Genomic DNA, 12188 nt, shown 5'->3' on the forward strand with positions numbered 1-12188 from the left:
ATCGCTCGGGCACATCGGGGCGGGCCCCGATGTGCCCGAGCGATCGGCACGTGTCACACGCTAGAACCGGCCCCGGAGCCGTCCCAATGAGGGAACCCCCTAAGGGGACCGGGACAGGGAAAACCCTCGGTCACCGGGGCCCCGGCCCGCCGGTTTCCGGTCGGTACGGCCGAATACCGCACCCCCGCACGGCCGTTGCGGCACCCTCGGCACGCCGTTACGGCGCCCTGCGCCCCGCCGCCAGCCGCACGATGTCCACGCGGGAGCGTATGCCCAGCTTGCGGTAGACCCGGGTGAGCGTCGCCTCGACCGTCTTGACGCTGATGAACAGGCGCCCCGCTATCTCCCGGTTGGTCGCCCCCTCCATCACCAGCGCCGCGACCTGACGCTCCATCGAGGCCAGCCCGTCCAGCGCGGCCGGGGTCGCCGCGGGCACTGGGTCGGCCTCCGCCGGTCCCGACGCCACCGCCTCGTCGACCTGCCGCAGCCACGGCAGCGCACGGCACCGCCGGAACAGCCGCGCTGCCTCGTCGTACCCGGCGGGACCCGGGCCCCGGGAGCGCAGCCGGGCCCGCGCGAAGGCGGCGCGCGCCTCCTCCAGGCCGTACCCGAGCTTCGCCAGGCGTTCCTGAGCGGACGTCAACTGGGCGATGGCGGCCTGGTGTTCGCCGCGCGCCGCGCGCACCAGCGCCTCCGCCCGGTCCAGCACCGCGAGGACGCTCGCCCGGTTCAGGCGCAGCGCGTGCACCCGGGTGGTGTTGATCAGCTCCTGCGCCTCGCCGGGCTCACCGATCCGCACCAGCGCCTCGGCGAGGTCGCCCTGCCAGCGGCCGCGCGCGGGGTCGGTGATGCCCATGCCCTGCTCCAGCTCGCGCACCCGGCGCAGCGAACGCACCGCCGCCTGCGCGTCCCCGGACACCAGCTGCGCGTACCCGAGGGCGGCCAGGGCGAGGGAGAGGTACAGCTGGTCGCCGTCCACCTCGGCGTGGTCGGCGGACTCGCGGGCCAGGGCCATCGCCCGCTCCACGTCCCCGCCGGACGCCTCCGCGACGGAGGCGAGCATCGCGGACGCGCTCTCCCCGATGCCGGAGTCACGGGCCAGCCGCAGGCTCTCCCCGGCCAGGTCCAGGGCGCGCCCGCAGTGCCCGAAGCGCAGCTCGGTGTCGGCGAGCAGCCGGGAGAAGTGCACCTCGCTCTCGACCATGCCGCGCCGCCGCGCCTCCCGCAGCAGCGCGGTGATGGCCGTACGGGCCTCGGGGAGCTGGTCGCTCATGAGCAGCCAGCGGAACCGGGACATCGCGGCCCCGTTGTGGTGGCTGGCGACGTCCGGGTCCTGCGGCTCCTGGAGCGCGCGCCGGATGGTGGCGGGGGCGTCCGGGTGGCCCATCAGGGTCTCGGTGGACGACTGGAAGGCGAGCGCCATCAGCTCGGTGCGCCGGTCCCCGCCGCGGGCGGCCAGCTCCGCCGCGTGCGCGGCCTCCTGGCGGGACTTCGCGAAGTCGCCGTTGACGACGACCTCCCGCCAGGCGAGCTGGTAGTGGACGAGGGCGAGCAGCCGGGGGTCGTCCCCGGCGTCGGCCAGCACCTGCGGGAACACGGCGTCGACCTCGCCGAGCGCCTGCCCCGCCGCCTCGATGACCACCATCCACGCCCGCACCCGCTCGGCCGGCACGGTCGCCCGGGTCAGCACCTCGCGGGCGATGTCGCGGGCCAGGTCGACCTCGCCGGCGGTGATGGCGTCCTCGGCGGCCTGGAGCCGCCGCTCGTCGGGGGCGGGCGTGCCGTCGGCGGGGGTGTGCCGGGCGGCGAGCAGCCCGAGGGAGGCGGCGACCGACGGCGCGCCCCGGTCGCGGGCCATCGCGGCGGCCTCGGCGAGCCGGGCGGCGACCTCCGGGTCGGGTCCTGTGGCGGCGAGCGCCAGGTGCCGGGCCCGCTCGATCGGGTCGGAGGCGGCGGTGGACAGCGCGGTGTGGGCGGCCCGCCGCTCCTGTGCGGGGGCCTCCGCGTAGAGGGCGGCGGAGATCAGCGGGTGCGTGAAGCGCAGCGCCGGGTCCTCGGGGTCGGTGATGAGCAGCCCGAGGGAGGCCGCCTGGGCGATCTCGGCCTCGGCGTCGTCCCGGCCGGCCGCGTGCAGCAGGGCGAGGGTGGGGCGGGCGCCGGCGCTGGCCACCAGCAGGGTGCGGCGGGCCGCGTCGGACAGCATCTCCAGACGGCTGAGGACCAGCGCCCGCAGCGACGTCGGCACCGGCAGCGGCTCGCCGGGCCGGGGCCGGGTGGGGCTCTCCGCGAGGGCGCGGCCCAGCTCCAGCGCGAACAGCGGGTTGCCGCCGCTGGTGCGGTGGATGTCACGGACGGTCGAGCGGGACAGGGTGGTGTAGCCGCGGTGGTCGAGCAGCGCGGACACCTGGGTGCGGGAGAACGGGCCCAGCCGCACGGCCAGCGTGTCCGGCGGGCAGGCGCGCAGATGACGGTCGTACTCCTCGCCGTCCGTGCGCACCGCGCACAGCATCTGCACCGGGCTGTCGCCGAGCCGGCGGGCGGCGAAGCCGAGCAGTTCGGCGCTGGCCGGGTCGAGCCACTGGAGGTCGTCGGCGACGACGAGGACGGGGCCCTCGGCGGACAGCGCGCGCAGCGTGGACAGCACGGCGAGCCGCAGCGCCAGGCCGTCCCGCTGGAGGGTGGACTCGCCGCGCCCGGTGAGCGCCGACTCCAGGGCGGTGCGCTGGGCGGCGGGCAGCCGGGGGGCGACCTCGTCCAGCACCAGACCGAACAGATCGGCCAGGGCGAGGAACGGAAGATGGGATTCGGACTCCGTGGCCGAGCAGCGCAACACTCGCGCGGCCGTCCCGGCGTTTTCCGCCGCAAGTGCCCGCAGCACGGTCGATTTACCTATTCCGGCGGGGCCGTGGAGCAGCACGCTGCCGCCGCGCGCGAGCTGCGCCCTGGCGTCGGCGAACAGCTCGTCCCGGCCGATGACCAGGTCGGGGCGGTACCTGGCAGGCTCCTTGTCGTCCCGTCGCACGGTCACCGCTCCCCTCCGTGTGGCGTGTCCTGGCCAATATTAGGCAACAGGGTCCTCAATTCCGGCGGACGGTGGAGTGAGGTGAATGACAACGTTCCGATCAACTGTTAATCAAAGGGTGCACTCCTGCTATTACCGCCCGGGGGGAGAACACCGCAAATCTACGGCAACCATCCGGCCCGGCGGGCGGCGACCACTGCCTCGCCCCGGGTCCGCGTCCCGAGCTTCCGCATCGCGGACCGCAGATACGCCTTCACGGTTTCGGCCGTCAGCCCCAGCCGGACGGCCGCCGCCGCGTTCGTCGCCCCCGCCGCGACACAGGCCAGCACGTCCACCTCCCGGGGCGCGAGCCGCACCGCGCCGGACGGCGTCTGCCGCGCCGTGAGCAGGGCGCACGCCTCCAGCAGCTCCGCCCGCAGCGCCGGGTCGGCGATCCGCGGGGCCAGCGCCCGCAGCGCCGCGTGTGCCTCCCGCACCCGCTCCCGCTGATCACCCGCGCCGGGCTCCCGCCACCCGTCCGCCCCCGGCTCCGGCGCCGGACCGGCCGCCGCCAGCAGCTCCGCCGCCTCCTCCCGCACCAGCAGCGCCTGCTCCACGTCCCGCGCGACCTGCACCGTCTCCCCGAGCGTGCGGTCGCCGAGCGGCACGGCGGTGCGCAGCGCCCCGTACAGCACCGCCCGCACCCGACGCCGTACGACCACCGGCACGGCCACCACCGCGCGCAGGCCCTCGGCGGCCACCGGAACGTCGTACTCGTGGCTGATCTGCCGGGAGACGGAGTAGTCCGTCACCGCGCACGGCCGGGCCAGCGCCACCGCCTTGCCGCCCAGACCGTTGCCCGAGGTCACGGCGAGCGAGCTGAGCGCCGGGGTGAAGGTGCCGCTCAGCTCGCTGATCCGCACGTGGCGGCGCCCCGGCTCCACCAGTCCGCCGAACGCCACCGGCAGCCCTGTCGCGCGCCGCAGCCGGGCCAGCGCACCCCGGATCTCCACCGCCTCGCTCGTCCTCGTCGGGTCTGCTGTCACCTGTTCGCCCCTTCACCGCGGCCCGTGTGCGGCGCACACCCCCGTTCGGGGGTAGTGAGACCTGCATCACGGATTACACGATGACCGTGAGCCGCCCGGCAAGGTCCGGCACCGAGGAGGACGCATGACGACGGCGACGGAGCAGTTCCGCAGGGCCCGGGACTTCCTGCTGGAACACCGTGAGGACTACGCCACCGCCCACCAGGACTTCGCGTGGCCCCGGCCCGACCGCTTCAACTGGGCCCTGGACTGGTTCGACGTGATCGCCGACGGCAACGACCGCACGGCCCTGCACCTGGTCGAGGAGGACGGCGGCGAGACCCGTCTGTCCTTCGCCGAGCTGTCCCGCCGCTCCGACCGGGTGGCGAACTGGCTGCGGGAGCGGGGCGTGGCCGCCGAGGACCGGGTGCTGGTGATGCTCGGCAACCAGGCCGAGCTGTGGGAGACCGCCCTGGCCGCGATGAAGCTGCGCGCCGTCGTCATCCCCGCCACCCCGCTGCTCGGCCCCGCCGACCTGCGCGACCGCGTCGAGCGCGGCCGGGTCCGCCATGTGATCGTGCGCTCCGCCGACGCCGCGAAGTTCGACGAGGTGCCCGGCGACTACACCCGTACCGCGGTGGGGGAGGAGCCCGGCGGGGCCTGGCTGCCCTACGCCGACGCCTACGGCGCGTCCGACGCCTTCGCCGCCGACGGCCCGACCCTCGCCGACGACCCGCTGATGCTGTACTTCACCTCGGGCACCACCGCCCGCCCCAAGCTGGTGGAGCACACCCACACCTCGTACCCCATCGGGCACCTGGCGACCATGTACTGGATCGGCCTGCGCCCCGGCGACGTGCACCTCAACATCTCCTCGCCCGGCTGGGCCAAGCACGCCTGGTCCAACCTGTTCGCCCCGTGGAACGCCGAGGCGACCGTCTTCCTGCACAACTACACCCGCTTCGACGCGCCCCGCCTGATGGCCGAGATGGACAAGGCGGGCGTCACCACCTTCTGCGCCCCGCCGACCGTGTGGCGCATGCTCATCCAGGCCGACCTGGGTCTGCTGCGCACCCCGCCCCGCGAGGTCGTCGCCGCCGGTGAACCCCTCAACCCGGAGGTCATCGAACAGGTGCGGCGCGCCTGGGGCGTCACCATCCGGGACGGCTTCGGCCAGACCGAGACCGCCGTCCAGGTGTCCAACAGCCCCGGCCAGGTCCTCAAGACCGGCTCCATGGGCCGCCCCAGCCCCGGCTACCGCGTCGAGCTCCTCGACCCGGTCTCCGGCGCGCCCGGCGCGGCCGAGGGCGAGATCGCGCTCGACCTGTCCGAGCGGCCCGTCGGCCTGATGACGGGCTACCACGGCGACCCGGACCGCACGGCGGAGGCGATGGCCGGCGGCTACTACCGCACCGGCGACATCGGCTCCCGCGACGCGGACGGCTACATCACGTACGTCGGCCGCGCGGACGACGTGTTCAAGGCGTCCGACTACAAGATCAGCCCGTTCGAGCTGGAGAGCGCGCTGCTGGAGCACGAGGCGGTCGCGGAGGCGGCCGTGGTGCCCGCCCCGGACGCGCTGCGGCTGGCCGTGCCGAAGGCGTACGTCGTGCTCGCCGACGGCTGGGAGCCCGGACCCGACACCGCGAAGGTCCTCTTCGAGCACTCCCGGCAGACGCTGGCCCCCTACAAGCGGCTGCGCCGCCTGGAGTTCGGCGAACTGCCCAAGACGGTCTCCGGCAAGATCCGCCGCATCGAGCTGCGCGAGGCGACGGCGGCGGGCTCGACCGCCGAGTACCGCGAGGAGGACTTCCGGTGACCACGCTCTCCTACAGCCACGGTGCCGGCGGGACGACCCTGCTCGGCGACACCATCGGCGCCAACCTGGACCGCGCCGTCGCCGCCTGGCCCGACCGCGAGGCCCTCGTCGACGTGCCGTCCGGACGGCGCTGGACCTACGCCGAGTTCGCCGCACGGGTCGACGAGCTGGCGTCCGCGTTGCTCAACTCCGGTGTCACCACGGGCGACCGGGTGGGCATCTGGGCGGTCAACTGCCCCGAGTGGGTGTTCACCCAGTACGCCACCGCCCGCATCGGCGCGATCATGGTGAACATCAACCCGGCGTACCGCACGCACGAGGTGGAGTACGTCCTCAAGCAGTCCGGCATCCGCCTGCTGGTCGCCTCCGTCAGCCACAAGACGAGCGACTACCGGGCGATGGCGGAGGAGGTGCGCGGCAGATGCCCCGAGCTGCGTGAGGTCGTGTACATCGGCGACCCGGCCTGGGACGCGCTGATCGCCCGCGCCACCCCGGACCCCGTGCACCCGGAGCTGTCCTGCGACGACCCCGTCAACATCCAGTACACCTCGGGCACCACCGGCTTCCCCAAGGGCGCCACCCTGTCCCACCACAACATCCTCAACAACGGCTATTTCGTAGGGGAGTTGATCGACTACAGCGAGCAGGACCGGGTCTGCATCCCGGTGCCGTTCTACCACTGCTTCGGCATGGTGATGGGCAACCTCGCGGCCACCTCGCACGGCGCGTGCATGGTGATTCCCGCCCCGTCCTTCGACCCGGCGGCCACCCTGCGCGCGGTCCAGCAGGAGCGCTGCACCTCGCTGTACGGGGTGCCGACGATGTTCATCGCCGAGCTGAACCTGCCCGACTTCGCCTCCTACGACCTGACCTCCCTGCGCACCGGCATCATGGCGGGCTCCCCGTGCCCGGTGGAGGTGATGAAGCGGGTGGTCGCCGAGATGCACATGGAGCAGGTCTCCATCTGCTACGGCATGACGGAGACCTCCCCGGTGTCCCTCCAGACCCGCATGGAGGACGACCTCGAACACCGCACCGGCACGGTGGGCCGCGTGCTGCCGCACATCGAGGTGAAGATCGTCGACCCGGCCACCGGCGTCACCGTCCCCCGCGGCACCTCCGGTGAACTGTGCACCCGCGGCTACAGCGTGATGCTGGGCTACTGGGACGAGCCCGAGAAGACCGCCGTGGCGATCGACCGGGGCCGCTGGATGCACACCGGCGACCTCGCGGTGATGCGGGACGACGGCTACGTGGAGATCGTCGGCCGCATCAAGGACATGATCATCCGGGGCGGCGAGAACATCTACCCGCGCGAGATCGAGGAGTTCCTCCACGGCCACCCGAAGGTCGCGGACGTCCAGGTCGTCGGCGTCCCGCACGAGCGCTACGGCGAGGAGGTCCTGGCCTGCGTCATCCCCCGCGACCCGGCCGACCCGCTCACCCTGGCCGAACTGCACGCCTACTGCGACGGGCAGCTGGCCCACTACAAGGTCCCCAGCCGGCTGGAACTCCTGGAGACCTTCCCCATGACGGTCTCGGGCAAGGTCCGCAAGATCGAGCTGCGGGAGCGGTACGCGGCGGGCTGAGCCGGCTCAGCCCACCCCCCGCCGGTGACCGACCGTCCGCCGGAACACCTGCCGTGAGCCGCCCTCCGGTCCCGGAGCGGCGGCCTCGGCGGGGGTGAAGCCGAGCCGTTCGTAGAAGACGCGGGCGCCGCTGACGTCGGCCCCGGGGTGGTCCGGCCCGAAGGTGACCACCTCGATCTCGCCGGGACCTCGTACATGGCGGCGTACCGCCTCCTCCACCAGCGCGCGCCCGACGCCCGTGCCGCGGGCCCGGCCGGAGACGACGAGCCAGTGCACGTGGTACGTGGGCCCCCGCGTCCCGAACAGCATCCCGCCGAGGAGGCCGGGGCCGGAGGCCGACGGGGTGACGAGGGCCGCGTGGCCGTCCCGGCCGTCGATGTGCTCGCGCACCGCGTCATGGAAGCCGGGCTCCTCGACCATCGGCCCGAACCACTGCTCGACCTGGGCCGCCAGGCCGAGGAAACCGGGGAAGTCCTCTGCGCGCGCCGGCCTGATCGTCATCACGACAGTCCGCCGAACGTACCGTCGCTGTGCGGCAGTTCGAGGCGCATGCACACGCGCGGCCACCGGTCGAGCCCGTGCGCGGCCTCCTCGGCGCGGATGCGGCGCAGGCCCGGGGTGAGGTCGGGCCCGGTCAGGGTGCGGAAGCCGAGGCGGGCGTAGTACGGGGCGTTCCACGGGACGTCGGCGAACGTGGTCAGGGTGAGGGCGGTCAGGCCCTGCTCGCGGGCGTGCCCGGCGGCGTGGGCGAGCAGGGCGCGGCCCACGCCACGGCGGGCGGCGCGCGGGTGGACGGAGACCTGCTCCACATGGAGAGCGCCGTCGACCGGCTCGGCGGTCACGTACGCCACCGGACGGTCCCGTTCGTCGGCCGCGACCCAGCAGCGGCCGGCCGCACGGTAGCGCTCCAGCTCGTCCAGGGCGGGCGGGTCGTCGTCGGCGATCTCCGCCATGCCGAGGTCGCGGAACGGCGCGCCGGCCGCCCGCTCGACGTCCTGGAGGGCGGGCAGTTCACCGGGGGCGGCGGGACGGATGCGCATCCGACGAGTATCGGACGCACCCGGCGCACACGTCGCCGGAGTTTCAGGACGCGTCCGCGTCCAGCGTCAGGGCCGGGGCGTTCTCGGGGCACGCGGCGCCCGACGGGTCGAGGACGAACAGCGGGACGTCCAGGGTGTCGGCGCGGGCGCGGGCCTCGGCGGTGTAGCCGGCGAGGGAGAAGTAGAGGCAGGTCGCGGACTCCGTCATCGCGGTCAGCCACAGACACTCCACGTCCCGCGAGGTCGCGGGCCGCGCCGACGGGTCGAGCTGGGCCAGCACGCCCCGGCCCGCCAGCCCGATGCCGGACGTGGGCCGCTGGTCCGCGCGCCGGATGTCGTCGTGGCCGAGGCGGCGCAGATACAGCACGGCGGCCGTGACCGCGTCGCGCGCGCTGCGGACCGGCACGGTGGGGACGGCGGGCCGCCGCGTCCCTCCGCCGGCCCGCGCGTCCGCCCGCTCGCCCACGACCGGGATGCGCAGCACCGTCCCGCAGGGGCAGCCCAGTTCGGGCTGCGGCCACTCACCGTGCGTGCCGCAGCTGCCGCACCGGACGGTGACCCACTCCTCGCTCCAGGAGCGGTGCCCGGCGGCGTCCGGCACGCGGTCGGGGTCGAGCGGCGCGGCGACGGGCGCACCGCAGGCGCAGGGGTACGCCGGTGCCGTGTAGCGGTGCGCGCGCCGGCAGGCGGGGCAGCGCACCGGAAGGCTCTCGGACATGGGTCCACTCCCGGAGGTCTCGAAGCCGGTCCATCGTCCTCCTCCCGCGCGCGGATGTCCGGCAGTTGCGGCTCTCTTGACGGCCTCGGGCGACCGCTCTTACATTCATTCCAGATAGCAGAAGTAAGTTTCCGTAATGCGGAATCCATTCGGAATCTGGAAGCTCACCGCGGGGCGCGACGGGCATGCGAATCCGAGAAGCCGAAGCAGGAGTACTCCATGGCTCGAATGACGGCTGCCCGCGCGGCGGTCGAGATCCTCAAGCGCGAGGGCGTCGACGTCGCGTTCGGTGTCCCCGGCGCGGCGATCAACCCGTTCTACGCCGCACTCAAGGCGTCCGGGGGCATCAGTCACACCCTCGCCCGCCATGTCGAGGGCGCGTCCCACATGGCCGAGGGCTACACCCGTACGCACCCCGGCAACATCGGCGTGTGCGTCGGCACGTCGGGACCGGCCGGCACCGACATGATCACCGGCCTGTACTCGGCGTCCGGCGACTCGATCCCGATCCTCTGCATCACCGGCCAGGCGCCGACCGCGGTGATCCACAAGGAGGACTTCCAGGCCGTCGACATCGCGTCCATCGCCCGGCCGGTCACCAAGATGGCGGTGACCGTGCTGGAGGCGGCGCAGGTCCCCGGCGTGTTCCAGCAGGCCTTCCACCTGATGCGCTCCGGGCGCCCGGGGCCCGTGCTGATCGACCTGCCGATCGACGTGCAGACGACGGAGATCGAGTTCGACCCCGACACGTACGAGCCGCTGCCCGTCTACCGGCCCGCCGCCACCCGCGCGCAGATCGAGAAGGCCCTCGGCATGCTCAACGCGGCCGAGCGGCCGCTGATCGTCGCGGGCGGCGGGGTCGTCGGCGCCGACGCGGGGGATCTGCTGGTGCGGTTCGCGGAGCTGACCGGCACTCCCGTCGTGCCGACGCTGATGGGCTGGGGCGTCGTCCCCGACGACCACGAACTCAACGCCGGCATGGTCGGGTTGCAGACCTCGCACCGCTACGGCAACGCGACCTTCCTGGAGTCCGACTTCGTCCTCGGCATCGGCAACCGCTGGGCCAACCGCCACACCGGACGCCTCGACGTCTACACCGCCGACCGCACCTTCGTGCACGTCGACGTCGAACCCACCCAGATCGGCCGCATCTTCGCCCCCGACTACGGCATCGCCTCCGACGCGCGCGCCGCACTGACCCTGCTCGTCGAGGTCGCCGAGGAGATGGCGGCGGCGGGCCGGCTGCCCGACCGCACCGCGTGGGCGGCCTCGGCGCAGGAGCGGCGCGCCACGATGCAGCGCCGCACCCACTTCGACGACGTGCCGATGAAGCCGCAGCGGGTCTACGAGGAGATGAACAGGGCGTTCGGCCCCGAGACGCGGTACGTCACCACCATCGGCCTCTCCCAGATCGCCGGCGCGCAGTTCCTGCACGTCCACCGGCCACGCCACTGGATCAACTGCGGCCAGGCCGGCCCCCTCGGCTGGACCGTGCCCGCGGCGCTGGGCGTGGCCACGGCCGACCCGGAGGCCCAGGTCGTCGCCCTGTCCGGCGACTACGACTTCCAGTTCATGATCGAGGAACTGGCCGTCGGCGCACAGCACAAGATCCCGTACGTCCATGTCCTGGTGAACAACGCCTACCTGGGCCTGATCCGCCAGGCACAGCGCGCCTTCGACATCGACTTCCAGGTCAACCTGGAATTCGAGAACATCAACAGCCCCGAGCTGGGCGTCTACGGCGTCGACCACGTCAAGGTCGCCGAGGGCCTGGGATGCAGGGCGATCCGCGTCACCGACCCGGACGACCTGGGCCCGGCCTTCGAGCAGGCGAAGAAGCTCGCGGCGGAACACCGCGTCCCGGTGATCGTGGAGGCGATCCTGGAACGCGTCACCAACATCGCGATGTCGACGACGAACGACATCGGCAACGTGGTCGAGTTCGAACCCCTCGCCACGGAACCGGGGCATGCGCCGACGGCGATCACACCCTTGCGGGTCTGACCCGCACGCGACGGGACGCGGCCACGGCGCACCCCCACGTGCCCGTGCCCGCACCCCGCCCGCCGCTCGCTGCCGACGCGTGTCCGCGGTGGATGAGGCCGAACACCGGGCCGTGCGCGTTCCGGCGTGCCGGCTGCTGACGTCGGCGGATGCCGGGTACTCACGGAGCCATGACAGAGATCGTTCAGGCGGGCCTGTGGGGTCTGGTGGCGGGTTCGGCGCTGCTCGTGGGGGCGGCGGTGGGCTTCGGGGCGCGCGTGCCGCAGAAGGTGATCGCCACGGTGATGGCGTTCGGCGCGGGCGTGCTGCTCTCGGCGGTCAGTTTCGAGCTGGTCGGAGAGGCCTACGAGCAGGGCGGGTTGGCGCCGGCGGCCGTCGGCACGCTGACGGGTGCCGTGCTCTACACCGCGGGCAATGTGTGGCTGGCCCGACGCGGCGCCCGGCACCGCAAGCGCTCCGGTCACCACGAGACCCAGACGCAGCCCTCCGAGGAGCAGCAGAACGGTTCGGGCCTCGCGCTGGCCTTCGGGGCGCTGCTGGACGGTGTTCCGGAGTCGGCGGTCATCGGTGTGAGCCTGATCGACGGCGGAGCGGTGAGCCTGGTGACCGTGGCGGCGGTGTTCCTCAGCAATGTCCCCGAAGGGCTGTCCAGTGCGGCGGGGATGAGGAAGGCCGGACGCGGCAAGGCGTACGTCTTCGGGGTGTGGGGGGCCATCGCCGCGGCAAGCACCCTTTCCGCGGTGCTGGGCTACGCCGTGGTCGGCGGCTTCTCCCCGGCCGTGATCGCCGCCGTGACCGCCGTCGCGGCCGGGGCGATTCTCGCGATGATCGCGGACACGATGATCCCGGAGGCGTTCCAGGACGCGCACCTGGCCATCGGTCTGGTCACCGTCTGCGGCTTCCTGGTCTCCTTCGCCCTCTCCCACACATGACGAGGCCCTCACCGAAGCCGCCCGCCGGTCACCGCCTCGGCGTCTCAGTACCCTCCGCCC

At 73.4% G+C, this 12188-nt stretch carries 9 protein-coding genes; 4 read left to right on the forward strand and 5 right to left on the reverse strand.

Features of this window, described 5'->3' with window-relative positions; all coding sequences use genetic code 11:
- Nucleotides 1–217 precede the first annotated feature (217 nt).
- Nucleotides 218–3028, reverse strand: a complete 2811-nt coding sequence (locus CCN29_RS05860; protein WP_086680383.1) for an ATP-binding protein — start codon at nt 3026–3028, stop codon at nt 218–220.
- 155 nt (nt 3029–3183) lie between these two features.
- A complete protein-coding gene (locus CCN29_RS05865) occupies nt 3184–4014 on the reverse strand; it encodes a helix-turn-helix transcriptional regulator (protein WP_442538247.1) in 831 nt (276 codons plus the stop codon).
- Between the two features lie 157 nt (nt 4015–4171).
- On the opposite strand from CCN29_RS05865, the gene CCN29_RS05870 reads away from it, so the two are divergent.
- A complete protein-coding gene (locus tag CCN29_RS05870) occupies nt 4172–5845 on the forward strand; it encodes an AMP-binding protein (RefSeq protein ID WP_086680387.1) in 1674 nt (557 codons plus the stop codon).
- A complete protein-coding gene (locus CCN29_RS05875) occupies nt 5842–7434 on the forward strand; it encodes an AMP-binding protein (RefSeq protein WP_086680389.1) in 1593 nt (530 codons plus the stop codon). The genes CCN29_RS05870 and CCN29_RS05875 overlap by 4 nt, the downstream gene beginning before the upstream one ends.
- 6 nt (nt 7435–7440) lie before the next feature.
- Here CCN29_RS05875 and CCN29_RS05880 read toward each other — a convergent pair whose 3' ends face one another.
- The 3 genes from CCN29_RS05880 to CCN29_RS05890 are packed head-to-tail and all read right to left on the reverse strand — an operon-like array spanning nt 7441 to nt 9192.
- The gene (locus CCN29_RS05880) at nt 7441–7935 is read right to left on the reverse strand and encodes a GNAT family N-acetyltransferase (protein ID WP_086680391.1); all 495 of its coding nucleotides are present in this window, start codon (nt 7933–7935) and stop codon (nt 7441–7443) included.
- Nucleotides 7935–8474, reverse strand: a complete 540-nt coding sequence (locus CCN29_RS05885) for a GNAT family N-acetyltransferase (RefSeq protein WP_086680393.1) — start codon at nt 8472–8474, stop codon at nt 7935–7937. Before CCN29_RS05885 ends, CCN29_RS05880 begins: the two co-directional genes overlap by 1 nt.
- Before the next feature lie 43 nt (nt 8475–8517).
- Nucleotides 8518–9192, reverse strand: coding sequence for a hypothetical protein (locus CCN29_RS05890; RefSeq protein ID WP_086680395.1), 675 nt, complete (start codon nt 9190–9192; stop codon nt 8518–8520).
- A 219-nt stretch (nt 9193–9411) separates the two neighbouring features.
- Here CCN29_RS05890 and gcl point away from each other — a divergent pair, with 219 nt between their 5' ends.
- Together gcl and CCN29_RS05900 are read left to right on the forward strand one after the other, a co-directional pair.
- Complete coding sequence (gcl, locus tag CCN29_RS05895) at nt 9412–11196, forward strand: glyoxylate carboligase (protein WP_086680397.1); 1785 nt, start codon at nt 9412–9414, stop codon at nt 11194–11196.
- 170 nt (nt 11197–11366) lie between these two features.
- The gene (locus tag CCN29_RS05900) at nt 11367–12128 is read left to right on the forward strand and encodes a ZIP family metal transporter (RefSeq protein WP_006136836.1); all 762 of its coding nucleotides are present in this window, start codon (nt 11367–11369) and stop codon (nt 12126–12128) included.
- The last annotated feature ends 60 nt before the right edge of the window (nt 12129–12188 follow it).

It is taken from the genome of Streptomyces pseudogriseolus, assembly GCA_002154585.1.
Taxonomy (GTDB): domain Bacteria; phylum Actinomycetota; class Actinomycetes; order Streptomycetales; family Streptomycetaceae; genus Streptomyces; species Streptomyces pseudogriseolus.